This window comes from Actinomadura napierensis, from assembly GCF_039529375.1.
Classification (GTDB): domain Bacteria; phylum Actinomycetota; class Actinomycetes; order Streptosporangiales; family Streptosporangiaceae; genus Spirillospora; species Spirillospora napierensis.
The window spans coordinates 37,867-63,942 of the sequence record NZ_BAAAMR010000021.1 but is presented as its reverse complement, the minus strand read 5'-3'; the positions used below and the strand labels follow the sequence as shown (position 1 = coordinate 63,942).

The window sequence follows — 26,076 nt, the reverse complement described above, 5'->3', positions numbered from 1 at the left end:
GCCGCTTCCCTGTCAAGGGCGGGCCGGCCGCCGCTGATCCGGCCGTCCTGTATCGTGTCTGGCCCCTGCAGGCAGGACGCGCTTACTGGGCCCGGTGCGGCCAGAGGGAGCACGGGAGAAGTGTCGAACAGCTACCACTCACATCGCCGAAGAAGGAAGAGCGGCGCGGGCCGGCTCGGCCTCGCCGGCGCCCTCACGGGCGTCGTCGGGATCGCCGCCGTGGCCGCCGGAATCGTCTATTTCCGGCCGGACGGCGGCGGCGGGAACACCGGCCGCCCGTCGCTCGCCAGCCAGGGCGAGACGGGCGCGCACAGCGGCGCGCCGGCGCCGAAGACGGGGCCGCCCGTCAACTTCACCACCCCCGAGGGGTACGGCTACAGCCTGGCCGCGGTGAAGGCCGGGACGGACCGGCAGCCGCTCGGCGCCACGCAGGCGCCGCCGTCCGGCACGACGTACGCCTACGCCGACTACGTCCTCACCAACAGCCAGCGCAGGCCGGTGCTGCTGGACTTCCCCGCCGACCTGTTCATGCCCAAGTCGCAGGTCCCGGCGGACGCGCAGGGCCGCTGCATGCCGCAGCCGGGCATCCCCGACGACCTGTGCACCCTCCCCAACCACAGCGCGATCACCGCCAGGCTCGGCGGGTCGAAGGCGCCGGTCGACGACGACGGCGACCAGATGATGCCCGCGGGCGCCTCGTACCTGGTGCGGATCGCGACCGATCTGCCGGTCGACGACGGCCTGTCCGCCGGCGAGCTGAAGATGTACGTGTGGAACGCCCGGTACACCAGCGACCGCAAGGGCGTCGAGATCGCCTTCCCGTAGTCAGCCGGGACCCATTGGTCAGCCGGGGCTCGCGAAGCCGATGTCCTGGTAGCCGGGCTCGTAGAAGCCGCGGGCGCCCATGTTGGCCAGATCCCCGCGGACCGCGACGAGCTGGGGGCGCTGGTACAGGGGCAGGACGGTCGCCTGCCGCCAGATGAGCCGGTCCGCCTCGTTCACAAGGACGTGAATCCTCGCAGGGTCGATCTCCGCGATCGCGCGGTCCATCGCGGCGTCGATGGCGGCCGTTCCCGCGCGCGCGTAGTTCTGCTGGACGCTGTCACCACGAGGACGCGCGAACACCGCCTTCATGGGCGACACGGGGAACGAGGTGCCGAGCCATGAGAAGGGGACGATGTCGAAGTTCCCGGGGGTGACGTAGTGGTCGAACACGTCGTCGGCGGGGACGGCGTCGATGTCCACCCGGACGCCGATGCGTTCCAGCAGCGCGCGCGTCAGTTCGCCTTCCTGCTCGCTGCTCGGCACTCCGGCGGGGATGACGAACCGTAGCGCGAGCGTCCGGCCGTCCTTCTCGCGGTACTTCCCGTGCCGGGCCCAGCCGGCCTGGTCCAGGAGCCGCCGCGCGCCCGCCGGGTCGTAGCCGCCCAGCTCCGCGGAGTTGTCCTGATAGCCGTCCTGGGTGTTGACGTAGAAGTGGTTGCCGAGTGTCTGGATCGGCACGTCGAGGCCGGACAGGTCGGATCGGGCTATCGCGCGCCGGTCGATGCCCAGCATGACGGCGCGCCGGACACGCGGATCGGACAGGATCGGGCCCGCCGCGTTGAAGGTGAAGTGCCGCCAGTCGGGGCCGCCCGCCCTGCGCACGACGGCGCCGGGAACGGCCTGCGCGCGGTGCAGCGCGCCCGCGTCCAGGCCGATGTCCATCAGGTCGATCTCGTTGCTGGCGAACGCGCCGGGCATCGCGCTGGTGTCCATCGCCCGGTACACGATCCGGTCGAGCTTGGCGGGCGGGCCCCACCAGGCCGGGTCGCGCACCACCGTGACCGTCTTGGCCGTCTGGTCGATCTTCTGCAGCTCGAACGGCCCCGCCGTGACCGGCATACGGTCGACCCACCCCGTGTTGAACGCGGCGGGCGTCGAGTAGGCCGTCGCCGGATAGAGCGGGCTGAACAGGCTCCGCCAGTCCGCGTACGTTCCCGCGAAGGTCACCTTGACGGTGTGGGGGTCGGCACCCTGCTCGACCCTTTGAATCTGCCGGTAGCCGGTGACGGTGGAGACCTCGTAGCGCGGATCGCGGCCGGACAGCGCGTGCGCCTGCGCGGCGAAGTCGCGATAGCCGAGGGACCGCCCGTCGGACCAGCGCGCACCGGGGTTGAGCCGGTAGGTGACGACCTGGCCGTTCCCGCGCCGCCGCAGCTCGGCCGAGCGGAGGTACTCCGGCACGGGATGCGGCACGGCCTTGTCGTCGGCGCGCATCAGGTGGGGCAGCAGGCCCTGGATCACCTGCTCGACCGATCCCTTGGTCCCGTTGACGTCGTTGAAGTTCCACTGCGCGGGGAACTCCGGCAGGGGCCAGCGCAGCGTGCCGCCGTTGCGGACGTGGTCGCGCGGGGTCGGGTTCACGTCCGAGGCGGGCAGCCGCCCGGACGCGCGGGTCGTCGTCTCCCCCGGCCCCGGACCGCCGCAACCGCCGAGGGGCGCGGTCGCGGCGAGGAGGAGAAGGGCGCCCAGCAGGCGGTTCACAAGCCGGCTCCGGTTTCGACGAGGGGTTCGATGAGGGGGTGGTGGCAGGCGGCCCATCGGTCGCCGTCCCTGTCGGCGCCCATGGGACGGGGCATGGGGTCGTGCTCTTCGCATCGGCGGGCGTCCGGCTCCGCCAGCGCCGTGTAGCGGGGGCAGCGCGAACGGAAGCGGCAGCCCGCAGGCGGTGCCGTGGGGTCGGGCGGGTCCCCGTGCAGCGGGACGCGGCGGCGGCGCCGCTCCAGGCGCGGATCAGGAAATGGCACCGCGTCCAGCAGCGCGCGCGTGTACGGGTGGGCGGGCCGTCCGTAGACCTCGCCGACGGAACCGATCTCCACGATGCGCCCCATGTACATGACGGCGACGCGGTCGGCGATGCGGTGGACGACCGCCAGGTCGTGCGCCACGAACAGGTAGGCGATCCCGAGCCGGTTGCGCAGCCCTTCGAGCAGGTCGATGACGCCGGCCTGCACGGACACGTCCAGCGCGGCGACGGGCTCGTCCAGCAGAAGGAGCCGCGGCTCCAGCGCGAGCGCCCTGGCGATGCCCACGCGCTGCCTCTGGCCGCCCGACAGGCCGTACGGGTACCGCGCGGCATGTGCCGGGTCCAGCCCCACCAGGTCCAGCAGTTCCCGGACGCGGCCGGAGGGCGCGCGCACGCCGTGCGCGGCGAGCGGCTCGGCGACGATGTCCGCGACCCGCATCCTCGGGTCGAGTGAGGTGAAGGGGTCCTGGAAGACCACCTGGAGGTCGCGCCGCAGCGCCTTGCGGCGGGCTGCGCACAGGGCGGCGGTGTCCTCCCCCAGCACGGCGACACGTCCGCCCTGCGGGCGGCCCAGCCGCAGGATCTCCATCAGGGCCGTCGTCTTGCCGCACCCCGACTCCCCCACGAGCGCGAGCGTCTCGGCCTCGCGGACGTCGAACCCGATGCCGTCCACGGCGTGCACGGCCCCCACCCGCCGCCTGAACAGCGTTCCCCGGTACAGGGGGTGGTGGCGGACCAGGGCCTCGACCTCCAGGACGACGGGACGCTCGCACCGGGGCGGGCGCGCGGGCGGCGGCACGGCGTCGGGCAGCGGGAAGACCTCGCCGGGCCCGGTTGTCGCCGCGGTGTTGACGCAGGCGGCGGTGTGCCCGGACGGCCCCACTGGCACCGGTTCGGGTTCCTGGCCGCCGCACGCGTCCACCGCGACGGGGCAGCGCGGAAGGAACGCGCACCCGCCGTCCCCTGCGGACGCGCCGTGCGGCGTGCCCTCGATCGCCACCGGACGGGCGCCCGCCGCCGTCCCCAACCGCGGCAGCGACTGCAGCAGCCCGATCGTGTACGGCATCCGCGGGCGTCGGTAGACCTCCTCCACCGGCCCGGACTCCACCGCGCGGCCCGCGTACATCACCATGATCCGGTCGGCGAACCCGGCGACGACGCCGAGGTCGTGGGTGATCAGCACGATCGCGGCGCCGGTGGCCTGCTGCGCGGTCCGCAGCACGTCCAGGACCTGCGCCTGCACGGTGACGTCCAGCGCCGTCGTCGGCTCGTCGGCGACGATCGCGACCGGGTCGTTGGCGATCGCCATGGCGATCATCACGCGCTGCCGCATCCCGCCGGAGAATTCGTGCGGGTAGGCGCGCGCCCTGCGCGCCGCTCCGGGGATGCCGACGAGGTCGAGCAGCTCGACGGCCCGCGCCCGCGCCGCCGCGCGGGTGGCACCCGCGTGGACCCGGATGGTCTCCGCGATCTGGTCGCCGACCGGATGGACGGGCGTCAGCGCGGACAGCGGGTCCTGGAACACCATCGCCAGGTCCTTGCCGCGCACCCGCGACAGCTCGGCGTCGGACCGTCCGAGCAGCTCGTCGCCGCGCAACCGGACCGAACCGGTGGCCCGCGCTGCCGGCGGCAGCAGGCCCATGATCGCCAGCGCGAGGGCGGTCTTGCCCGACCCCGACTCGCCGACGACGCCGAGCACCTCTCCCGCGCCGACGTCGAAGCCCACCCCGCGGACCGCGTGCACGTCCGGCGCGTACCGGACCGTCAGGCCCCGTACCGCGAGCACCGTCACCGCCCGCTCCGCCGTTGCCGGGGCGCCGGGTCCAGGACGTCGCGGAGCCCGTCCCCCAGCAGGTTGACCGCAAGGACGATCAGGACGAGCATCGCCGCGGCCGCCGCGAACGGCCACGGGCGGGCCGTCGCGGTGCCCTGCCCGGCGGCGATCAGCGTGCCCAGCGAGACGTCGGGCGGCCGGACGCCGAACCCGAGCAGCGACAGCCCGCTCTCGGCGATGACGGCGACGCTGACGTTCACGCTCGCGTCCACGACCAGCAGCGACGCCAGCTGCGGCAGGACGTGCCGGACGATCACGCGGGCCGGGCCCGCACCGAGGAACCGGGCGGCCAGCACGTACTCGCGCTCGCGCAGGGAGGCCGTCATGCCCCGCACCGCCCGCGCGGTGATCATCCAGAGAAACGCCGCCAGCAGCGGCACCAGCGCCGCCGCTCCGCCGCCGAGCGCCGGCGCCAGCACGGCGATGACCAGGAACGACGGCAGCACCAGGAGCAGGTCGGTCCCCCACATCAGGATCCGGTCGAGCCAGCCGCCCGCGAACCCGGCGACCACGCCGACCAGCGCCGCGAGCCCGGTCGACAGGACCGCGACGGCCATGCCGATGACCAGCGACCGCCGCGTACCGCGCAGGGTGAGGGCGAGGACGTCCCGGCCGCTCTGCGTGGTGCCGAGCCAGTGCCGCGCCGACGGGCCCTGCCGGAACGCGGTGAAGTCGGTGTCGTTCCATCCCCACGGCGACAGCAGCGGCGCCGCGAACGCGACCGCGCACAGCACGGCGAGCAGGACCAGCCCGGTGATCGCCCGCTTGTTGCGCGCCAGGCGCCGCGGCAGCCGCGCGGGTTCGGCGGGAGGCGGCGCGGGTGCGGGGCGCTCGGGCGCCGTGCGCGCCGCCAGTCCAGCGGTCACGCCACCGCCCCGCTACGGACGCGGGGGTCGAGCATCCCTTGCACGACGTCCGACACCAGCCCGGCGGACAGGACCCCGCACGCCGCCAGGCAGCAGATGGCCGCGACCACGTTGACGTCGCCGCGCGAAATCGCCTCGACCAGCCATTCGCCCATGCCGTGCCAGCCGAAGACCTGCTCGCAGAACATGCCGCCCAGCAGCAGGAACCCGAACGAGTACGCGAAGTAGGTGGTCATCGGGATCAGCGCGGTGCGCAGCCCGTGCTGCAGGAGGGCGCTGCGGTGCCGCAGCCCCTTCGCCCGCGCCGTGCGCACATAATCGGCGTGCAGGACGTCCATCATCAGGCTGCGCTGGTAACGGCTGTACAGCGCGAACTGTGTCAGCGCGATGGTGACGGTCGGAAGCATCAGATGCCGTATCCGGTCGGCGAACCCGCCGAACGCGCCGAACGGCCCGGACGCCGCTCCCGGGGTGCTCTCGCCCACCCAGGCGAACACGTGCATCCCCATCGCGTCGTTGGCCTTGGCCGCGACGACCTGCAACAGCACCGCCAACACGAACACGGGGACGGCCAAGAGCAGGTAGGACCCGAACGTGATGAACCGGTCGGCCGCACGCCCGTGCCGTATCGCCGCACAGGCGCCGAGCAGGATGCCCAGAACCGAGCCCAGGCAAGCGCCCGCGAACAGCAGCCGCAGGCTCACCCCCAGCCGCCGCCACAGCTCCGCGTCGACGGGACGGCCCTCCCACGTGCGCCCGAAGTCGCCGCGCAGGACGCCCGCCGCCCATCTGCCGTACCGGTCCGCCACCGGCGTCCGGTCGTTCAGGTTGAGCTCGCTGAGCCGCGCGTCGATGACGGACTCGGGCGGGCGGGGCGCGCGGCCGTCGAAGTTGGACCGCGGGTCGAGGGCGGCCGCGGCGAGCAGGTAGGCAAGGCTCGTGGCCGCCACGACCAGCACCGCGTAGTTCGCGAGCCGGCGCAGCAGGAACGCCGCCATGTCCCTCCTCCCGCCGCACGCACCGATCACCGAATGCTATGGAGTGATCACGTAGCGCGCGGGAGAAACGCCGATGGTTCCCGTTTCCGTTACCGGACCGCCACCCGCTGCCGGTGCGCACCGGAACTTCGCCGCGCCGCCGGTCATGGTTCCGCTCCGGAATGCCCTGAACTGGGACATCCGTTCTCAGCGCCCGGTTCCGCGGCTACCATCACGGCACGCGCCGCGGCGAGCGCGGCGCCGGCTCCCCCCGGACGCGCCTGTCCTGAGGCGGACGCCCCCATGTGTGCAGGACAAGGAGCTGGACGTTTTAACATTCCATTACTTTTGAATCGGGGGAGCTCACATGGAGACCGTCGAGCACGGCCGCGGGCCCGCGGCACGCGCGGCGGTCCCGCTCGCCCTGGCGGCCGTGCTCGCCGTCGCCGCGTCACTGCTCCTCGGCGCTTCCCTCCCCGCCGGTGTGCGGCTGGTCTGGTGGCATCCGGAGATCGTCATCGCCCTGTTCTGGACGCCGGTGGCCGCCTTGCTGCTGCGCCAGCGGGCCGGGCTGCGGGTCGGCTGGCTGATGCTCGGCTCCGGGTTCACCGCGGCGGTGTACGTCCTGGTGCTGAACCTCGGGCCCTGGTTCGCGCAGCACGACTGGTCCGGGGCCGGCTTCCTCAAGTGGCTCGGCACGTGGCTGTGGGCCGTCGACACCTACGCGCTCACGCTCGTCCTGCCGCTGATCTTCCCGGACGGGCGGGTCGTGTCGCGCTGGTTCCGGCCCGTGCTGTGGCTGGCCTGCCTCGTGCCGGTGGTCGTGTGCGTGCACCTGACGATCGATCCGGGCGTCCGGCGGTTCCACAACGGGGTGTCGGTCTACCCGTTCGAGGACATCCCGGTCGCGATCAGCGTGCTGATCCTCGGGACGCTGGCCGGGGGGCTGCTGTCGCTGGTGGTCCGGTTCGTCCGGTCGTCGCCGGACGTGCGGCGGCAGATCGCCTGGGTCGTCTACCCCGGCGTCCTCGCCCAGGCCGTCATCTACGTCGGGGAGAACAGCGCGATCGGCGACCCGCTGCGCGATCTCAGCATCGCCGCCGTGCCGATCTGCATCGCGATCGCCATCCGCCGCTACCGGCTGTACGACATCGACCTCGTGGTGAGCCGGACGCTGGTCTACGCCGGGCTGGTCGTGGTGATCACCGGCGTGTACTTCGCGCTGGTCGGCGCCGCGAGCCTGCTCGCGCACGGCTACGGGACGCTGGCGGGCCTCGCCGGCGCCGTCGCGGCGGGCGCGGTGTTCGAGCCGGTCCGGCGGCGGCTGCAGCGCGCGGTGGACAGCCTGATCCACGGCGAGCGCGACCCCTACCGGATCGCCGACCGGCTGAACCGGCGACTGCAGACCGCCGCCGACCCGGCCGCCGCGCTGGCGGCCGCCGCCGAGGTGGCCCGCACCGCGCTGCACGCCACCGGCGTCGTGATCGAGGTCCTGGACCGCGAGGGCCGGACGGTCTCGGCGGAGGACGGCGTGCTCGGGAACCGCCCGCAGCTCATCCCGCTGGTGTGGCACGGCGAGCCGGTGGGCCGGCTGCTGTTCGGCGTCTCCCGGCCGCCGGACGCCCGGATGTCGGGCATCCTCGCCCGCAACCTCGCCGAGCTGGCGAACGCGGCCCGGCTGACCGCCGACGTGCAGCGCTCCCGCGAGCGCATCCTGCGGACCCGGGAGGAGGAGCGGCGCCGCCTCCGCCGCGACCTGCACGACGGGCTCGGGCCGACGCTCGCCAGCCTCGCCATGACGGTGGACGCCGCGCGCATCACCATGAAGACCGACCCGGAGGCCGCCGACGCGCTGCTGGAGAACCTGCGGACGATGATGGGCCGCACCATCGGCGACATCCGCGAGTTGGTGTACGGGCTGCGTCCCCCCGCCCTGGACGACCTGGGGCTCGCCGGCGCGATCCAGGCCCTCGGCGGCGTCGTGGCGACCGGCGACGGGCCCCGTGTGGACGTCCATGTCGAAGGCGACCTGGAGCGGCTCCCCGCCGCCGCCGAGGTGGCCGCGTACCGGATCGTCCAGGAGGCCCTGACGAACGTGCACCGGCACGCCAGGGCGGAGTCGGCGGTGGTGCGGCTCTACCTGAACGGCGATCTGCACGTGACCGTCGACGACGACGGTGTGGGGCTTCCCCCGCAGCTGCGTTCCGGCATCGGCATGTCGTCCATGCGCGAGCGCGCGGCCGAACTCGGCGGTTCCTGCACGGTGGGGCCGGGGCCCAAGGGAGGGACGCTGGTCCGTGCCCGGCTGCCCGTCAACGGCGCTCGGAACTGAGAGGACCTTCGTGGGATCCGGCGGCCGGCTGCGGCTCTCCGCGGGCCTCCCGGGTGGGAGGGCCGGTGACCGCCCCCCGCCAAGAAGGTCGCCACCGGCCCTCGGGCTCCGTACGGCGCCGGGGCTCCCATCCCGGTTCCATACGGGCCATTCACCAGAGGGTGTGCAAGAGAGAAGTTATGCGGCCCGCGGTCCCGTTGCAGAGGGACACTTGTCCCGATCGATCCGGGACCGCGCCGGACGCGCCGTCTGCCCTGGTCGGGGCGGACTCGACTAGATCCAGCCCGGCCGGGTCTCGCCCTCGGCGACCAGGACCGCCGGGCCCCGCAGGTGGCTGGTCCCGCCGTCGAGCGTGACGGTCAGCCGCCCGCCGAGGACGTCCACGGTCCACTCGCCGGGCCCGGTCGTGCCTGCGGCCGCCGCCACGGCGGCGGCCACGGTGCCCGTGCCGCAGGAGCGCGTCTCGCCGGAACCGCGCTCGTACACGCGCATCTCCAGGTGCCGCTCCCCCACGGGCCGGTAGAACTCGACGTTCACCCCGTCCGGGAACGCCTGGGGATCGAATTCCGGGGCGCGCGACAGGTCGAGGGCGGCGACGGGAAGGTACACAGGGCACGCGAGGTGCGGGTTCCCCATGGAGACCCGTTCGCCGCGGAACACGGCACCCGCGAGCGACGCCTCACCGGGACCGAGCGGTACGGGCGTGCCCATGTCGACGCTCACGTCACCGGACGGCCCGAGCGTCACGTGCTTGAGACCGCCCCGCGTGGCGATGTCCCACTCCCCTGGGGCGGCGAGACCGGAGTCGACGAGGTAGCGGGCGAACACGCGGACGCCGTTGCCGCACATCTCGGCGATGCTGCCGTCGGCGTTGCGGTAGTCCATGAACCACTCCGCGCCATCAAGAGCCTCGGTGCCGCCGGACCCATCGATGTCGCCGAGGTCCATCGCCTTCGTGCGGACGACCCGGAGGATCCCGTCCGCGCCGATGCCGGCGCGGCGGTCGCACAGCCGCACCACCGCGTCCGCCGTGAGATCCAGCACGCCGTCCGGGTCGGGCAGGATCACGAAGTCGTTCTCGGTGCCATGCCCCTTAACAAACCGCATACCTCGATCGTATGGCCTGGGGCGGACACCTCATCCGACCAGTGCGAGGGCCCGCTCCACCAGGTCGGGGGCGTCGTGGGGAAGCCAGTGGACGCGGGGGTCCCGGCGGAACCACGACTCCTGGCGGCGCGCGAAACGCCGCGTCGTCCGGATCGTCTCCTCCTTGGCGTGCTCCTCCGTCCACTCCCCGGCCAGGTACCGGAGCACCTGGGCGTAGCCGAGGGCGCGGCCTGCCGTCAGGCCGTTCCGCAGCCCCTGCTTCTCCAGGGCGCGGACCTCGTCCACCAGCCCGGCGTCCCACATCCGTTGCACGCGCAGGGCGATCCGCTCGTCCAGCTTCTCGCGCGGCACGCTCAACCCGATCTGCACCACCGCGTCGTAGCGGTAGGTGTGCTCCGGCAAGGTGGCGGTGAACGGACGGCCGGAGATCTCGATGACCTCCAGAGCGCGGACGATGCGGCGCCCGTTGCTCGGCAGGATCGCGTCGGCCGCCGCCGGGTCCAGGTCGCGGAGGCGGGCGTGCAGGACAGCCGGCCCCTCCCGCTCCAGTTCGTCCTCCAGGCGCGCCCGGACGGCCGGGTCCGTCCCGGGGAACTCCAGCCGGTCCAAGGCGGCGCGCACGTAGAGCCCGGATCCCCCGACCAGGACGGGGACATGTCCGCGCGCGCGGACCGCCGCGACCGCGTCCGCGCTGAGCCGCTGGTACTCGGCGACGCTCGCCGTCTCCGTGACGTCCCAGACGTCCAGCAGGTGGTGCGGGATCCCGCGCATCTCGGCCGGCGCCAGCTTCGCCGTGCCGATGTCCATGCCGCGGTAGAGCTGCATCGAATCGGCGTTGACGGCCTCCCCGCCGAGGCGGAGCGCCAGTTCCACGGCGAGGTCGGACTTGCCGGCGGCCGTCGCCCCCACGACCGCGATCACATCTGGAGAGGTCACGAATGCAATTGTGGCAACAGAGTGGGTATGGCCCTGCGCGTACGGGCTCCCCACCGGGCCGCACCGGCCCGCGGGAGCCGCCGAACCGAGGGATCCGGGGGCACACGAATGTCCTTCATCGACAAGGTCAAGGAAATGCTGGGCCAGCACCCCGACCAGGCCAGGTCGGGCGTGGAGAAGGCCGGGGACATGTTCGACCAGAAGACCGGCGGCAAGTACGCCGACAAGGTCGACAAGGCCCAGGACAAGGCGGGCGACTACATCGACCGCGGCAACGACCGCGGCAACGAGGGCGGCACCGGCGGCGGTATGCCGGGCGCCAACAAGCCCCACTAGACCGCCGTACGGTCACTCCTCGACCAGCTCGCAACGAAGTAACCGACCCCGTACGGCGCGTCGTCGGCCAGTAGCGAGGCCGTGAAACCGGCCGGTGCCGCGGCCGTGGCAGCGCCCGCGAGCACCTGCCACGCCGCGCGCCCGGCCGCCTGGAGTTCCCGCGACACGCCGGGATCCAGCGCGGCGAGGGCGGCGGCGTCGCCTTTGCCGAGCGCACAGGCGACACGCTCGTCGTAGGGCTGCGCCCGCTCGTCGAGATAGCCGGGCGCCTTCTCCGTCCGGCACGCGGACCCGTCGCCCATCACCAGCAGCGCGACGCGCTCCGCCGATCCGGCCAGCTCGGCGCCCAAGCGCAGGCAGTCGCCTGGATCCGCGTCGAACGCGATGGACCGGTAGCGCGCGTCCGCGGCCAGGCCGTGCTGTTCGAGCAGCCAGGACCCGATGGTGAGGGACAGCGGCAGCGCCTCGCCGCCGTACCCGTCCGCCGGATCGGCGGGGCTCGTCCAGTCGAGGCCGTACGGGCGCAGGGTCGCGTAGGCGCCGGCGCCGTAGGCGCGCGTCTCCGAGGCCCCGCCCACGACGATCAGGGCGTCCGCTGTGCCGTCCCCGCCGCCCGCGTCGAGCCGGCGGACGGCCTCGTCGCATGCGGCGCGCAGACCGTCCAGCTCCGCCGCGGCTCCCACCGCCAGGGCGGGTACCAGGATGGGCGGATGCGGGCAGACCGCCGCCGAGATCAGCATTGCGTTCCCACAACTTCGGCCCAGCGCTCCGCGTCCCGAGCGATCATGCCGGCGTCGAGGCCTGGACGGCGCAGCCCGGTGCGGCGGCCTGGCCCTGTGCCGGGCGGCCGATCGTCGGCATGCCCAGCGTGACGCCCTTCGGCCCCTCGGCCTGGCGCGCCTCCCACGCGTCGCCCGCCCGCGTACGGCGGACGTACTGGACCGGCTTGTCGGCCACCAGGTGATGGGGCGCCGCATAGGTCACCTCGACGGTGACCATGTCGCCGGGGCGGACGGGCTCGTCCGGCGCCCGGAAGTGGACCAGGCGGTTGTCGGACGCGCGGCCCGACAGGCGGCGGGTCTCCTCGTCCTTGCGGCCCTCGCCCTCGGCCACGAGGACCTCCAGGGTGCGGCCGAGCTGCTTCTTGTTCTCCGACCAGGAGATCTCCTCCTGGAGGGCGACGAGCCGCTCGTACCGCTCCTGCACGACCGCCTTGGGCAGCTGCCCGTCCATGGTGGCGGCGGGCGTCCCCGGGCGCTTGGAGTACTGGAACGTGAACGCCGAGGAGAACCGCGCCTCGCGCACCACGTGCAAGGTCTGCTCGAAGTCCGCCTCGGTCTCGCCCGGGAAGCCCACGATGATGTCGGTGGTGATCGCCGCGTCCGGGATGGCGGCCCGCACCTTCTCGATGATGCCGAGATAGCGCTCCTGCCGGTACGAGCGGCGCATCGCCCGCAGCACCGCGTCCGAGCCGGACTGCAGCGGCATGTGCAGGGACGGCATGACGTTCGGGGTCTCGGCCATCGCCGCGATCACGTCGTCGGTGAAGTCCTTGGGGTGCGGTGAGGTGAACCGGACCCGCTCCAGGCCGTCCACGTTCCCGCACGCGCGCAGCAGGCCCGCGAAAGCGGAGGAACCGTCGGCGGTCATCGCGCGCACCTCGTCCGGTGCGGCGGACAGCGCGCCGAAGCCCGAGCCGTAGGCGTTGACGTTCTGCCCCAGCAGCGTGATCTCCAGGACGCCCTCGCCCACCAGCGCCTCGATCTCGGCGAGGATCTCCCCGGGGCGGCGGTCCTTCTCCTTGCCGCGCAGCGACGGGACGATGCAGAACGTGCACGTGTTGTTGCAGCCCACGGAGATCGACACCCAGGCCGCGTAAGGCGACTCGCGGCGCGTCGGCAGTGTCGAGGGGAAGGTCACCAGCGACTCTTCGATCTCGACCTGCGCCTCGCTCTGCACCCGCGACCGCTCCAGCAGCGCGGGCAGCGCCCCGATGTTGTGGGTGCCGAACACCACGTCCACCCAGGGGGCGCGCTTGACGATGGTGTCGCGGTCCTTCTGCGCCAGGCAGCCGCCCACGGCGATCTGCATGCCCGGATGACCGTCCTTGACGGGCCGCAGATGGCCGAGGTTGCCGTAGAGCCGGTTGTCGGCGTTCTCCCGCACCGCGCAGGTGTTGAACACCACCACGTCGGGCTCCACGTCGGCCGCGCGCACGTAGCCGGCCGCCTCCAGCAGCCCGGACAGCCGCTCGGAGTCGTGGACGTTCATCTGGCACCCGTAGGTACGGATCTCGTACGTGCGGGGGCTCGTCTCCAAAGGCGCACTCATGACAGTCCCCAAGCGTACGCGCCGGAGGGTGCGCGCCGGGCACCGGCGATCACGCCGCGGCGCCCGATCCACCCGCCGAACTGCGCAGTCGTGATCGGATCGGTACCGCGGCGGAACCAACGCGTCCTGCGGGATGACGTAAAGTCCGACCGCATGACGGACAGCGAAGGCGGGCCCGACCTGACCAAGGGGCAAGGGCCGGATGACGCCATCACGCAGGCCGCCGCAACCGGCACGGGACCGCTCGTCGTCGTCGAGCACGTCCACAAGCACTTCGGCGAGCTGCACGTGCTCAAGGACATCAACCTCACCGTCGACCGCGGTGAGGTCGTCGTCGTCATCGGCCCTTCGGGCGGCGGGAAGTCGACCCTGTGCAGGTCGATCAACCGGCTGGAGCCCATCGACGGCGGCCGGATCCTCGTCGACGGCAAAGAGCTGCCCAAAGAGGGCAAGGACCTGGCGCGCCTCCGCGCGGACGTGGGCATGGTGTTCCAGTCGTTCAACCTCTTCGCCCACAAGACGATCCTGGAGAACGTCACGCTCGGCCCGGTCAAGGTCCGCAAGCAGGGCAGGCAGGAGTCGGAGAAGCACGCGATGGAGCTTCTCGAGCGCGTCGGCATCGCCGACCAGGCGGCCAAGTACCCCGCCCAGCTCTCCGGCGGGCAGCAGCAGCGCGCCGCGATCGCCCGCTCCCTCGCGATGCGGCCGAAGGTGATGCTCTTCGACGAGCCCACCTCGGCGCTCGACCCCGAGATGGTCAACGAGGTGCTCGACGTCATGACCGGCCTGGCCCGGGAGGGCATGACGATGATCGTGGTGACCCACGAGATGGGCTTCGCCCGCCGGGCCGCGCAGAAGGTCGTGTTCATGGCGGACGGGCAGATCGTCGAGGAGAACACCCCCGACGAGTTCTTCACCAACGCGCGCACGGACCGCGCGAAGGACTTCCTTTCCAAGATCCTCACGCACTGAGCCGCGGGGCTCCGGCAGAGAAGCAGAGGTGTAGCGAGCAATGCGACTACGGCGTTTCGGCGCACTCATCGGCGCGGGCCTGGCACTGTCACTGGCCGCGACGGCCTGCGGCAGCGACAAGGAGAAGACCGAGGCGAAGACGGTCGTCCAGAAGGCCAAGGAAGACAAGAAGCTGACGATCGGCATCAAGTTCGACCAGCCCTCGCTGGGGCTGAAGAAGCCGGACGGGACGTTCGCCGGCTTCGACGTCGACGTCGCCCGGTACATCGCCAAGCAGCTCGGCGTCCCCGAGAGCGGCATCACCTTCAAGGAGACGACCTCCGCCAACCGCGAGTCGTTCCTCGGCGGCGGCCAGGTCGACCTGGTGATCGCCACCTACTCCATCACCGACGCGCGCAAGTCGCAGGTCACCTTCGGCGGCCCGTACTACGTCGCGCACCAGGACACGATGGTGCAGGCCAAGAACAGCAGCATCAAGAAGGCCCAGGACCTCAAGGGCAAGAAGCTGTGCCGGGCGGCCGGGTCCAACTCCTTCCGCCGCGTCACCGAGGGCCCGCCGGACGGCAAGCTCAACATCAAGGGCGTCACGCTGGTCGACGCCAACAGCTACTCCGACTGCGTGAGCAAGCTGAAGAGCGGCGCCCTGGACGCGGTGAGCACCGACGACCTGATCCTCGCCGGCTTCGCCGCGCAGCAGCCCGGCCAGTTCAAGGTCATCAACGACCCCTTCACCGACGAGAAGTACGGCGTCGGGATCAAGAAGGGCGACAAGGAGACCTGCGAGGCGGTCAACTCCGCCATCCAGAAGATGTACACCGACGGAAGCGCCAAGACCTACCTGGAGAAGAACTTCACGGGCACGGGTCTGAAGCTCGCCACGACCGCCCCTCAGATGGAGGGCTGCGCCTGATCCCGGGCTGAGGCTCCCCCTCGGCCGGTGCCTCCCCGGAGACGCGCTCCCGGGGAGGCGCCGGCGTGGAATCGACCGGCTGGAACGCTATGGAACAGCTAAGCAATGTTTGACTTCACCGCCTTCTTCGACCATTTCGACGAGATCCTCGACGGGTTCTGGGCGACGATCCGCCTGGCCGCGGCGTCGGCGGTCCTGTCGCTCATCATCGGCACGCTCCTCGCGAGCTTCCGGGTCTCCCCGGTGCCGGTGCTGCGGTCGTTCGGCACGGGCTACGTCAACGTCGTCCGCAACACGCCGCTGACCCTGGTGCTGCTGCTGTGCGCCCAGGGGCTCAACGACACGCTGCACCTGACGTTCTCGGAGAACTCCTCGACGACCTACTACTGGTGGGCGGTCCTCGGGCTGTCGGGCTACACCGGCGCGTTCGTCTGCGAGACCCTGCGCTCGGGCATCAACACGGTGCCGCTCGGGCAGGCCGAGGCGGCGCGGTCGATCGGGCTGACCTTCACCCAGTCGCTGCGGATGATCATCCTGCCGCAGGCGTTCCGCTCGGTGATCGCGCCGATGGGGAGCATCCTCATCGCGATGATCAAGAACACGACGGTGGCGGCGGCGGCGAGCTACGCCGAGGTGGCGCTGGTCAGCAAGACGCTGCTGGACGCGCCGACCTTCACCGGCGGCGCGATCCCGCTGTTCATCGGGGTGGCCGTCGGCTTCATGATCCTGATTCTGCCGACCGGGTTCTTCTTCGGCTGGCTGGCCAAGCGGATGGCGGTGGCGCGGTGACCAAGGAAGCGACGGTCCTCTTCGACGCCCCCGGACCGCGGGCGCGGGCGCGCAACCGGCTGCTGACCGCCGTCTCGGCGGTCGTGCTGCTGGCGATCTTCGGCGCCCTCGTCTGGCGGTTCAACGACAAGGGCCAGTTCGCGGGCGAGCTGTGGAACCCGTTCCTGAAGTGGACGGTCTGGCGGGAGATGATCCTTCCGGGCCTCGGCAGCACGCTGAAGGCGGCGGCGGTCGCGGCCGTGCTGGCCATGCTGTTCGGGATCGTGTTCGGCCTCGGCCGGCTGTCGGACCACTGGTGGGTCCGGATCCCGGCCGGCGCGGTGGTCGAGTTCTTCCGCGCGATCCCGCTGCTGATCCTGATCTTCCTGATGTTCTTCGTCCCGAACAAGATCAGCCCGTCGATCGCCGGCTCGCAGTTCGGCACCCTCCAGCGCGTCCTGGTGGACGACTTCTTCGCGCTGTTCGGCGTGAAGATCAACGCCGGGACCGTCATCGTGCCGGCCTTCGCCGCGGTCGTGTTCGGCCTGGTGCTGTACAACGGCTCGGTGCTGGCGGAGGTCGTGCGGGCGGGCGTGCTGTCCATCCCGAAGGGGCAGTCGGAGGCCGCCTACTCCATCGGCCTGCGCAAGAACGGCGTCATGCGGCTGGTGCTGCTGCCGCAGGCCATCCGGGTGATGATGCCGGCGATCGTGAGCCAGCTCGTCGTCCTGCTCAAGGACACCGCGCTCGGCTTCATCATCGCCTACAGCGAGCTGCTCAACGCGGGCTTCAACCTGATCCCGGCGAACTACCACAACAACAAGATCCAGGCCGGGATCGTCATCGCGGTCGTCTACATCGCGATCAACATGTCGGTGAGCCGGTTCGCGACGTGGCTGGAGGGCCGCAGCCGCCGCAACCGCAAGACCTCCGGGACGACGCTCGGCACCGGGACCGGCGCCCCGCCGGCGCCCGGGATGTCGGTCACGCAGCAGACCGCGGGCGGGTCCGGAGTCGCTCCGGCCTGACCGCTTTCGCCCGACTTGTGGGGCGCCGCCGGTTCCCGGCGGCGCCCTCCGCTTTGCCGGGCCTCGCCGCGGGGGGCGAGGAGCGCGGCGATCACCTGTGACCGGCATATATCTTTCCGAAGTCAAAGCACCCGTCATGGCCCCAACCGATCCCCGTATGCGGGACGATTCCTGGTATGACCGCTCGTGCGACCCTCCCCTACGGCTCCTGGCCTTCCCCCATCTCCGCCGCCGACGTGGCCCGCGCCCGGCTGCGCCTCAGTTTTCCCACCGTCGTGGGCGATGACGTGTGGTGGCAGGAGACCCGTCCCGAGGAGGGCGGGCGTACGACGGTCATCCATCTCAAGGGCGGTCACCGTACCGAGCTGCTCCAGGCGCCCTGGGACGCCCGTACGCGCGTGCACGAGTACGGCGGGCGCTCGTACCTGCCGGTCCGCACCGCCGACGGCGTCTCCCTCGTGTTCTCCAACTACGAGGACCAGCGGCTCCACCGGCTGGACGCGGGCGACCCCAAGCCCTACCCGCTGACGCCGGAACCGGCCGTCCAGGCGGGGCTGCGCTACGCCGACTACGTGCTGTCCCCCGACGGCACCGAGATCTGGTGCGTGTGCGAGGGGCACATCGCCGAGCCGCCCGAGGGCGGGGACGGCGCCGCCGGGATCCGCCGCGCCATCGTCGCCGTCCCGCTGGACGGCAGCGCCGCCGACGACGCCGGGGCCATCCGCGAGCTCGTCACCGGCGCGCACTTCTACGCCTCCCCCGTGCCGTCCCCGAGCGGCGGGCACCTCGCCTGGGTGCAGTGGAACCACCCGCGCATGCCGTGGGACGGGACGGAGCTGCGCGTGGCGGCCCTCGAGGACGGCACCACGGTCGCGCCGCGCACCGTCAAGGGCGGCCTCACCGAGTCCGTCGTCGCGCCGCTGTGGCGCGACGACGAGTCCCTCTACGTCATCTCCGACTGGCCCGGCTGGTGGAACATCTACCAGGTCGGCCTGCACGGCGAGTCGCCGCAGGCGCAGTTCCCGGCCGAGGAGGAGTTCACCGGGGCGCTGTGGCAGCTCGGCGGCATGCCGTACGCGCTGCTGGGCGACGGGCGCCTCGCCGTCCTGCACGGCGAGGGCGACATGCGGCTCGGCATCTACGACCCCGACACGCTCGACCTGGTCGACGTGGAGGTGCCCTACGAGGACTGGCACCCGCAGCTGTCGGCCGACGGCGCGACGATCGTCGGCATCGCGGGCGGTCCCGACCTGCCGACCTCGGTGGTGCGCGTGGACACCACCACGGGCCGCGTCGAGGGGCTCCGCCGCGAGCTCGCCGAACTGCCCGACGTGGCGTACCTGTCGAAGCCGCGCACCGAGCGCCTGGAAGGTCCGTTCGGGCGTCCCGTCCACGCCTACGTTTTCCCGCCCACCAACCCGGAGGCCGCCGCCCCGGAAGGGGAGCTGCCGCCCTACGTGGTGTTCGTGCACGGCGGCCCGACCGGCCGCGTCTCCAAGGACCTCGACCTGGAACGGTGCTATTTCACCAGCCGCGGTATCGGCGTCATCGACGTCAACTACGGCGGGTCGACCGGCTACGGGCGCGCCTACCGCGAACGCCTGCGCCGCCAATGGGGCGTGGTGGACGTGGAGGACGCCATCGCCGCCGCCCAGGCGCTCGTCGACGGCGGCATAGCGGACCCGGCCCGGCTGGCCATCCGCGGCGGTTCCGCGGGCGGCTGGACGACGCTCGCCGCCGCCACCCAGACCGACCTGTTCAAGGCCGCCACGTCCTACTACGGGATCAGCGACCTGCAGAGCTTCGCCGAGGCCACCCACGACTTCGAGTCGCACTACCTGTTCGGGCTGATCGGGCCGCTGCCGGGCTTCGAGCGGGCCTACGAGGAGCGCTCGCCCCTCAACCGGGCCGACCGGACCGCCTGCCCCGTGCTGCTCCTGCAGGGCCTCAACGACCCGGTGGTGCCGCCGGACCAGTCCGAGCGGTTCGCGGTCGCGCTGGCCGCCAAGAAGATGCCGTACGCGTACCTGACCTTCGAGGGCGAGTCGCACGGCTTCCGCCGCGCCGACACCGTCATCGCGTGCCTGGAGGCGGAGCTGGCGTTCTACGGCCAGACGCTCGGCTTCCAGCCGCGCGGGGTCGACCCCATCGACCTGACGGTCGCCTGAGCCGTCCGCTCGTCCGCCGGCGGCGCCCGGGCCACCGGCGGACGGCACCGGCCGGCGCGGCGTTCAGACGGCGCGCTCGCCGGCGGCGGCGCCGAGGTCAGACGCCGCCCAGGTCAGACGGCGCGCTTGTCGGCGGCGGCGCGCAGGTTGTAGACGTCCTTGTCGAAGTACGCCGAGTACGAGCGGCTGGCCGTGTTGCCGCCGCCCTGGTAGCCGCCGATGACGCCGTTGATGTCGCCCTTCTGCGTCGTGTAGCTGTAGTTCAGCAGCCACGGGCTGCCGCTCGTCCCGCCGTAGAAGCCCGTGCAGTCCATCCGGATCTGGAACTGGGCCTGCTTCGCCGTCTTGGTGCGGCAGTAGATCGGACGGTCGCGCGGGTCGAACGCGATCTTCGGGTAGCCGGCCACGTTCACCGTCTTGCCGGTGCCCTGGTTGATCGCCAGCTTGTTGTAGCCGACCGCCTTCTGGATCGTCTTGCCGCTCCGGTCGTTCAGCGCGATGAACCCGAAGTCCAGGTCGGGGTCGGTGCTGTTCACCCACCGCTGGTCGACCAGCAGCATCTCGGCCGTCCAGGTGCCGTAGGGGCGCTTCCCCCGGTCGTACTTCGGGACGAACGCCACCTTCGTCGCGTACTTCTTGCCCTTGCCGCCGTGGAGGCAGTGCGCGGCGGTGATCAGCAGCCGCTGCGACGAGCTCTGCACGACGCTCGCGGTGCAGAAGTGGTCGCCCTGGCCGTTGTTGAAGAACAGCGCGCCGATCGTCGGCACCCCGGCGAACGCCTTCGACTGCACGATCGACTGCGAGGAGAACGTCCGCCCGGTCGCAGTCGCGCTCTTGGGGCCGACGGGCGTCGCCGCGGCCATCCGCGCGGGCGTCCAGTAGCGGGACGCGTCGCCCGCGTCCGCCGCGCTTATCCGCACGCTGGCGGACGTGTCGACCACCGTGCGTCCCCGGGCGTCGCCCGCCGTGTACCAGACCGTCCCGGCGCCCGCCGCGACGATGCCGGCGCAGGCGCCGCCCGCGGCCGTCCACCGCATCCACCGATTGCGCATCGCGCAAAAGTACCGATCTCGACGTCCCCGCACAACGGGAACGATCACACACCGGTCAGCGCGCGAACTCGATGGCCCTGGACTCGCGGACGACGGTGACCCGGATCTGCCCGGGATAGGTCAGCTCGTCCTCGACCTGCTTGGCGATGTCGCGCGCGATGACCTGCGCCTGGATGTCGTCCACGGAGTCCGGCTTCACCATCACGCGGATCTCGCGGCCGGCCTGCATCGCGAAGACCTTCTCCACGCCCTCGTGCTTCTCGCGGGCGATCTGCTCCAGCCGCTCGAGCCGCTTGACGTAGGCCTCCAGCGACTCCCTGCGCGCTCCGGGGCGGCTGCCGCTCACCGCGTCCGCCGCCTGGGTGAGCACCGCCTCCACCGTCCGGACCTCGACCTCGTTGTGGTGCGCCTCGATCGCGTGCACCACGTCCTCGTCCTCGCCGTACCGGCGCGCGATCTCGGCCCCGATGAGCGCGTGGCTGCCCTCCACCTCGTGCGTGAGCGCCTTGCCGATGTCGTGCAGCAGCGTGCACCGCTTGGCGACCTCCGCCGGCAGCTTCAGCTCGCTCGCCATGATCCCGGCGATGTGCGCCGACTCGATGAGGTGCTTCAGCACGTTCTGCCCGTAGGACGTCCGGTACCGGAGCTGGCCCAGCAGGGCGATCAGCTCCGGATGCATGTCCGCGATGCCGACGTCGACGAGCGCGTCCTCGCCGGCCCGCACGCACAGCTGCTCGACGTCGGTCCGGCTGCGCTCGTAGATCTCCTCGATCCGCTGCGGGTGGATCCGCCCGTCCAGCACGAGCTTCTCCAGGGTCAGCCGGCCGACCTCCCGGCGCACCGGGTCGAAGCAGCTCAGCAGCACCGCCTCCGGCGTGTCGTCGATGATGAGGTTCACGCCGGTCGTGGTCTCGAACGCCCGGATGTTGCGGCCCTCGCGGCCGATGATCCGGCCCTTCATCTCGTCGCTCGGCAGGTGCAGGACCGACACGACCGACTCGGCGGTCTGCTCGCTGGCCACCCGCTGGATCGCCAGCGTCACGATCTTGCGGGCGCGCTTGTCGCCCTCCGCCCGCGCCGCGTTCTCGATCTCCCGGGTGATCGGGACGGCCTCCCGCTTGGCCTGGTTCTCGATCGCCGCGACCAGCTCGCCCTTGGCCTGCTCCGCGGTGAGCCCGGCCGCCCGCTCCAGGACCTTGCGGCGCTCCTCCTCGGCCCCGGCGAGCTCCTTCTTGCGCGCCTCCAGCGACCGCTTGGCCTCCGCGAGCCTGTCCGCCCACTCCTGCAGCCGGCGCATCTCGCCGTCCAGGCGCTGCTCCCGCTCCGCGAGCCGGGCCTCCCGGCGCTCCAGGTCCTCCCTGGCCGTCCGCAGGTCCGCGCGGAGGGTGCGGGCCTCCTCCTCGGCCTCCGCGCGCGCCGACGCGGCGATCCGCTCCGCCTGCGCCTCGGCCTTCTCGCGCGCCTCCCGGGCCTCCTGCTCGACCCGCGACCGGATCTCGTCGGCCTCGCTCCGCGCGCGGGCCATCTCCGCCGCCGCCTTCCCGGGCACGCCGGGACGCCACAGCATGACGATGACGAGAGCGACCAGGGTCACCAGCAGCGCTGCACCCAGCAGGACGCTCTCCATGAGGCAGATCCTTCCTCGCCGACGGGCTCGCCCGAAATCGGGACCCTGACTAGCGAGGATTTACTCGCGCCGGCGGACGGCCGGGTACACGGCACCGCCGGGCCGCACCGCGCGCCCCGGGCGTTCCGGCCGGTTCCGGTCGACGAACCTGTCCTGTATGCCTCTCAGCTGCTGGAACGTGCTCGGTCGTATGGCAATCCGCGAGACGCGGAGTAACTCCTCACTGCCGTAACGGTAAGCGGCATGGAGGTAATGAGCAAGCAAACGCCGGGCATTCCGGACTAACCGAACGTCCGCGTGAGTCCTTCCTTACCGGCCGCCCTGACCGCCCGCACCCCGCGCCACCTGCCCCGTGACCGGCCCCCCGGAGCCGGGAGCGCCCGGCGGAACCTCGGCCCCGCCCGCTTCCCCCGGCGTGTCGCCGCCCGACCGGAAACCGTCAGTCGAACTCGTCCGGCTCGGCGGGGAAGTCGTCCGGGTCGGTGCCCTCGTCGGCGAGGGCCTCCTTGACGACCCGGTAGGAAACGCCGGGCGAGTAGCCCTTGCGGGCGAGCATGCCGACGAGGCGGCGCATGCGCTTGGCGGGGTCGACGCCCCTGGTGGCGCGGAGCCTGCGGTCGACCAGGGCCCGCGCGGTGCGCTCCTCCTGGCCCGCGTCGAGGGCGTCCACCGCGCTGTTGACGGTCTCGTTCTCGACGCCGCGGCGTCGCAGCTCGGCGGCGAGCGCGCGCCTGGCCAGCCCGCGGCCGGCGTGCCGGGACTGCACCCAGGCCTGGGCGAACGCCTCGTCGTCGATCAGGCCGACGTCGGTGAACCGGCCGAGGACGCTCTCGGCCACGTCGTCGGGAATGTTCTTGCGCCGCAGGGCGTCCGCCAGCTGCGCGCGAGTGCGCGGCGAGGACGCCAGCAACCGTAGGCACACCTCCCGAGCCGCCCCCTCAGGATTGTCCGGCACCTCCTCACCACGCCTCCGAGCACCACCCCGACGCCGACCCCCCGAAGCCCCCACACCGTCATCCACATCACTCACCCCCACACCGAACAACCGATCCCCACCCACTAACCGCAACCCGAACCACTGCAAGCCCGACCGAAGCGAGACCCCACCGCCGCACCAACCTCAAGATTCGTGCCCGACCCGTGCGATCGCGACCGACCCCGAGCCCAAGCGAAGCGAGACCCCACCTCCGCACCACATCAAGGCTCGCGCCCAACCCATATGGCGCCCCCGACCGTGACGACCGAGACCCGACCCAGGTTCGAGCGAAGCGAGACCCCACTGCCGCACCAACCTCAGAGTTTGTGCCAGACCACGTGGCGACCTGAACCGTCGCGATCGCGAGCGAAGCCGGATTCGAGCCTGCGAGAATCCGATCGCGCAGCGAGCCCCCAGGGCGAGTCGAAGCGATGCAGCGATCGCACGCATTGCCCGCCGAAGGGAGGGCGCCCCAGCGCCCGACCGCCAAGGGCAATGCAATTCAAGACGGCGGCGCCGTTGGGGAAGGTCCGCGCACCGGCGTGCCGGTGCGGGGTGGGCGCCGCCGCCCTGCATACGAGATCATCGCTCACTCTTCGTCAAGAGTCACCCGGAACGGGGGATTCGCCGTCAGGAATCACCCGTGGTCTTGGCCGTCTTGGCGCTCTTCTTCCCGGCGGCGGCCCGGCCGGCGGCGGCGGGGGCGGGGGCGGGGGCGGCTGGGCTGGGGACGGCGGCCAGGGCCGGCGGGGCGGAGGGGCCGTCCACGGGCGCCGCGGCGGCCGGCTCGGCCTCCTTGTCGACCTTCGGCCCGATGCCGAGCTTCTCCTTGATCTTCTTCTCGATCCCGTCGGCCATGTCCGGGTTGGCCTTGAGGAAGTTGCGGGCGTTCTCCTTGCCCTGGCCGAGCTGGTCGCCGTCGTAGGTGTACCAGGCGCCGGACTTGCGGACGAAGCCGTGCTCCACGCCGAGGTCGATCAGGCCGCCCTCGCGGCTGATGCCGTGCCCGTAGAGCAGGTCGAAGTCGGCGACCCGGAACGGCGGGGCCATCTTGTTCTTGACGACCTTGACGCGGACCCGGTTGCCGACGGCCTCGGTGCCGTCCTTGAGGGTCTCGATGCGGCGCACGTCCAGCCGGACGGAGGCGTAGAACTTCAGCGCGCGGCCGCCGGTGGTGGTCTCCGGCGAGCCGAACATGACGCCGACCTTCTCGCGCAGCTGGTTGATGAAGATGGCGGTGGTCTTGGTCTGGTTGATCGCGCCGGTGAGCTTGCGCAGCGCCTGCGACATGAGGCGGGCCTGCAGGCCGACGTGGCTGTCGCCCATCTCGCCCTCGATCTCGGCGCGCGGGACGAGCGCGGCGACGGAGTCGATGACGACGACGTCGATCGCGCCGGAGCGGATCAGCATGTCGGTGATCTCCAGCGCCTGCTCGCCGGTGTCGGGCTGGGAGACCAGCAGGGCGTCGATGTCGACGCCGAGCTTGGAGGCGTACTCGGGGTCGAGGGCGTGCTCGGCGTCGACGAACGCGGCGATGCCGCCCTTCTTCTGCACGCTGGCGACCGCGTGCAGGGCGACGGTGGTCTTGCCGGAGCCCTCGGGGCCGTAGACCTCGACGACGCGGCCGCGGGGCAGGCCGCCGATGCCGAGCGCGATGTCGAGGGCGATGGCGCCGGTCGGGATCACCTCGACCGGTGCGCGCGCCTCCTCGCCCATCCGCATGACCGAGCCCTTGCCGAACTGCCGCTCGATCTGGGCGAGTGCGGTCTCGAGAGCCTTCTCCCGGTCGTTCGCTGCCATGTGAGATGTCCTTCTCGTTGTGACTTGTCGGCTCTCGGCCGCTGTTTGCGATGTCGAAGGCGACGTTACGGCGGGCCACCGACACTTTTCGAGACGCGGGCGCGGTTGTGGACGACGACGCGTGCCGGGGCCAGCTTACCGAACACTCGTTCGATCATCGCCCGGTATGCCGATTCGGGCGGGAATCACCGTGCGCGTCGCGGTCCGGACCCCGTACGCTGGCGCCGGCGAGCCGTCCACGGAGGGTCCCATCATGACGCTCACCGTCCTCTTCTGCGTCGATCCGATCCACCCCCGGCGCGTTGACCCGCATTACGCCCGCGAGGCCGCGGCCGTGCGGGACCACTACGGCGAGACCGTCCTGCTGGACCATGACGCGCTGCGGCGCGGGGACGTCGAGGAAGCCGTGCGCGCGGTGCCCGCGGACCTGGGCCCGGTCTGGTACCGCGGCTGGATGGTCACCGGCGCGGAGTACGCCGCGATGGCCAATGCGCTGAAGCGGCGCGGGACGGTCCTGTTGACGCATCCGGACGACTACACGCGCGCGCACGAGCTCCCCGGATGGCACGACACGTTCGCCGGGCTGACACCGCACAGCGTGTGGCGCCCGCTCTCCCCCGGGCAGGACCCGGGCGACCTTAACGCGCTCGCTGAACTCGTCCGGCCGCTGCCCGGAGGCCCCGGCGTGGTCAAGGACTACGTGAAGTCGTGCAAGCACGAGTGGGACGAGGCGTGCTTCGTCCCGGACGTGAAGAATCCCGCGCAGTTGCACGACGTCGCCGCCAAGATGGTCGCCTTGCAGGACGAGTACCTGTCCGGCGGCCTGGTGGTGCGCGAGTTCGAGTCCTACGACGGCGAGGGAGAAGCGCGCGTGTGGTGGGTGGACGGGGAGCCCGCCCTGGTGGGGCCGCATCCGGACACGCCGGGCCTGGAGCCCGATCCGGAACTGGACGCGGTCGCGCACGCGGTGCGCGCCCTCGGCTGCCGTTTCATCACGACCGACCTGGCGCGCCGCACGGACGGCGAGTGGCGCGTGGTGGAGGTCGGCGACGGCCAGGTCAGCGATCTCCCCGCGTCGGTGGACGCGATGGACCTGTACGCGCACCTGCCCGTCCCGGACTGACGCGGACCGACGCAGACTGACGCGGCACGGCGCGTGTCCGGGATGTGACGGAACCGGGATATGCCCTCTTCCGTCCCAAGTTGAGCCGCCCTTAGGCTGTGGCCGCTGTTCAGCTCGCTTGCGAAGGACGTGTTCTCCCTTGCCC

General features: G+C 71.9%; 21 protein-coding genes. 9 read left to right on the top strand and 12 right to left on the bottom strand.

What is annotated here, in order from left to right:
• Window positions 1–120 precede the first annotated feature (120 nt).
• Window positions 121–825, top strand: a complete 705-nt coding sequence (locus ABD296_RS14520; protein WP_344266451.1) for a hypothetical protein — start codon at window positions 121–123, stop codon at window positions 823–825.
• Window positions 826–843: 18 nt separating this feature from the next.
• Here ABD296_RS14520 and ABD296_RS14515 read toward each other — a convergent pair whose 3' ends face one another.
• Genes ABD296_RS14515 through ABD296_RS14500 form a run of 4 tightly spaced genes read right to left on the bottom strand, consistent with a single transcriptional unit; the run spans window position 844 to window position 6,486 of the window.
• Window positions 844–2,526, bottom strand: coding sequence for an ABC transporter family substrate-binding protein (locus ABD296_RS14515; protein WP_344266449.1), 1,683 nt, complete (start codon window positions 2,524–2,526; stop codon window positions 844–846).
• Window positions 2,523–4,580 carry an ABC transporter ATP-binding protein gene (locus ABD296_RS14510; RefSeq protein WP_344266446.1) on the bottom strand — a complete coding sequence of 686 codons (2,058 nt, stop codon included), beginning with the start codon at window positions 4,578–4,580 and terminating at the stop codon, window positions 2,523–2,525. Before ABD296_RS14510 ends, ABD296_RS14515 begins: the two co-directional genes overlap by 4 nt.
• A complete protein-coding gene (locus ABD296_RS14505; protein WP_344266443.1) occupies window positions 4,577–5,488 on the bottom strand; it encodes an ABC transporter permease in 912 nt (303 codons plus the stop codon). Before ABD296_RS14505 ends, ABD296_RS14510 begins: the two co-directional genes overlap by 4 nt.
• Window positions 5,485–6,486, bottom strand: a complete 1,002-nt coding sequence (locus ABD296_RS14500) for an ABC transporter permease (RefSeq protein ID WP_344266440.1) — start codon at window positions 6,484–6,486, stop codon at window positions 5,485–5,487. The genes ABD296_RS14505 and ABD296_RS14500 overlap by 4 nt, the downstream gene beginning before the upstream one ends.
• Before the next feature lie 346 nt (window positions 6,487–6,832).
• Here ABD296_RS14500 and ABD296_RS14495 point away from each other — a divergent pair, with 346 nt between their 5' ends.
• The gene (locus tag ABD296_RS14495; protein ID WP_344266437.1) at window positions 6,833–8,797 is read left to right on the top strand and encodes a sensor histidine kinase; all 1,965 of its coding nucleotides are present in this window, start codon (window positions 6,833–6,835) and stop codon (window positions 8,795–8,797) included.
• A gap of 273 nt (window positions 8,798–9,070) precedes the next feature.
• Here ABD296_RS14495 and dapF read toward each other — a convergent pair whose 3' ends face one another.
• Entirely contained in the window at window positions 9,071–9,904 is an 834-nt protein-coding gene (gene dapF / locus ABD296_RS14490; protein ID WP_344266434.1) for a diaminopimelate epimerase, read from the bottom strand.
• Window positions 9,905–9,934: 30 nt separating this feature from the next.
• Window positions 9,935–10,825, bottom strand: a complete 891-nt coding sequence (miaA, locus tag ABD296_RS14485; RefSeq protein WP_344266548.1) for a tRNA (adenosine(37)-N6)-dimethylallyltransferase MiaA — start codon at window positions 10,823–10,825, stop codon at window positions 9,935–9,937.
• 123 nt (window positions 10,826–10,948) lie between these two features.
• Between miaA and ABD296_RS14480 the strand changes: the two genes are divergently transcribed.
• The gene (locus ABD296_RS14480) at window positions 10,949–11,176 is read left to right on the top strand and encodes an antitoxin (protein WP_344266431.1); all 228 of its coding nucleotides are present in this window, start codon (window positions 10,949–10,951) and stop codon (window positions 11,174–11,176) included.
• Here ABD296_RS14480 and ABD296_RS14475 read toward each other — a convergent pair.
• Together ABD296_RS14475 and miaB are read right to left on the bottom strand one after the other, a co-directional pair.
• Window positions 11,173–11,916: a class III extradiol ring-cleavage dioxygenase family protein gene (locus ABD296_RS14475; RefSeq protein ID WP_344266428.1), complete on the bottom strand. Its 744-nt coding sequence runs from the start codon at window positions 11,914–11,916 to the stop codon at window positions 11,173–11,175. The genes ABD296_RS14480 and ABD296_RS14475 overlap by 4 nt on opposite strands.
• A gap of 43 nt (window positions 11,917–11,959) precedes the next feature.
• A complete protein-coding gene (gene miaB, locus ABD296_RS14470; protein ID WP_344266425.1) occupies window positions 11,960–13,507 on the bottom strand; it encodes a tRNA (N6-isopentenyl adenosine(37)-C2)-methylthiotransferase MiaB in 1,548 nt (515 codons plus the stop codon).
• A gap of 153 nt (window positions 13,508–13,660) precedes the next feature.
• On the opposite strand from miaB, the gene ABD296_RS14465 reads away from it, so the two are divergent.
• From ABD296_RS14465 to ABD296_RS14445, 5 genes are all read left to right on the top strand, one after another.
• Window positions 13,661–14,479 (top strand): amino acid ABC transporter ATP-binding protein, encoded by an 819-nt coding sequence (locus tag ABD296_RS14465; protein WP_344266422.1) that lies wholly within the window; start codon window positions 13,661–13,663, stop codon window positions 14,477–14,479.
• Window positions 14,480–14,519: 40 nt separating this feature from the next.
• Window positions 14,520–15,389 (top strand): glutamate ABC transporter substrate-binding protein, encoded by an 870-nt coding sequence (locus tag ABD296_RS14460; protein ID WP_344266419.1) that lies wholly within the window; start codon window positions 14,520–14,522, stop codon window positions 15,387–15,389.
• Window positions 15,390–15,494: 105 nt separating this feature from the next.
• On the top strand, window positions 15,495–16,178 hold the full coding sequence (locus ABD296_RS14455) for an amino acid ABC transporter permease (RefSeq protein WP_344266416.1): 684 nt from the start codon (window positions 15,495–15,497) through the stop codon (window positions 16,176–16,178).
• Window positions 16,175–17,185: an amino acid ABC transporter permease gene (locus ABD296_RS14450; RefSeq protein WP_344266413.1), complete on the top strand. Its 1,011-nt coding sequence runs from the start codon at window positions 16,175–16,177 to the stop codon at window positions 17,183–17,185. The genes ABD296_RS14455 and ABD296_RS14450 overlap by 4 nt, the downstream gene beginning before the upstream one ends.
• 176 nt (window positions 17,186–17,361) lie before the next feature.
• On the top strand, window positions 17,362–19,353 hold the full coding sequence (locus ABD296_RS14445) for a S9 family peptidase (RefSeq protein ID WP_344266410.1): 1,992 nt from the start codon (window positions 17,362–17,364) through the stop codon (window positions 19,351–19,353).
• Window positions 19,354–19,466: 113 nt separating this feature from the next.
• On the opposite strand, the gene ABD296_RS14440 is transcribed toward ABD296_RS14445, so the two are convergent.
• The 4 genes from ABD296_RS14440 to recA form a co-directional block, all read right to left on the bottom strand.
• Complete coding sequence (locus ABD296_RS14440) at window positions 19,467–20,405, bottom strand: trypsin-like serine peptidase (protein WP_344266407.1); 939 nt, start codon at window positions 20,403–20,405, stop codon at window positions 19,467–19,469.
• A gap of 55 nt (window positions 20,406–20,460) precedes the next feature.
• A complete protein-coding gene (rny, locus tag ABD296_RS14435) occupies window positions 20,461–22,032 on the bottom strand; it encodes a ribonuclease Y (RefSeq protein WP_344266404.1) in 1,572 nt (523 codons plus the stop codon).
• 439 nt (window positions 22,033–22,471) lie between these two features.
• Window positions 22,472–22,954 (bottom strand): regulatory protein RecX, encoded by a 483-nt coding sequence (locus ABD296_RS14430; protein ID WP_407061476.1) that lies wholly within the window; start codon window positions 22,952–22,954, stop codon window positions 22,472–22,474.
• 684 nt (window positions 22,955–23,638) lie between these two features.
• Window positions 23,639–24,808, bottom strand: a complete 1,170-nt coding sequence (gene recA, locus ABD296_RS14425; protein ID WP_344266398.1) for a recombinase RecA — start codon at window positions 24,806–24,808, stop codon at window positions 23,639–23,641.
• Window positions 24,809–25,061: 253 nt separating this feature from the next.
• Between recA and ABD296_RS14420 the strand changes: the two genes are divergently transcribed.
• Window positions 25,062–25,931, top strand: a complete 870-nt coding sequence (locus tag ABD296_RS14420) for an ATP-grasp domain-containing protein (protein WP_344266395.1) — start codon at window positions 25,062–25,064, stop codon at window positions 25,929–25,931.
• Window positions 25,932–26,076 lie beyond the last annotated feature (145 nt).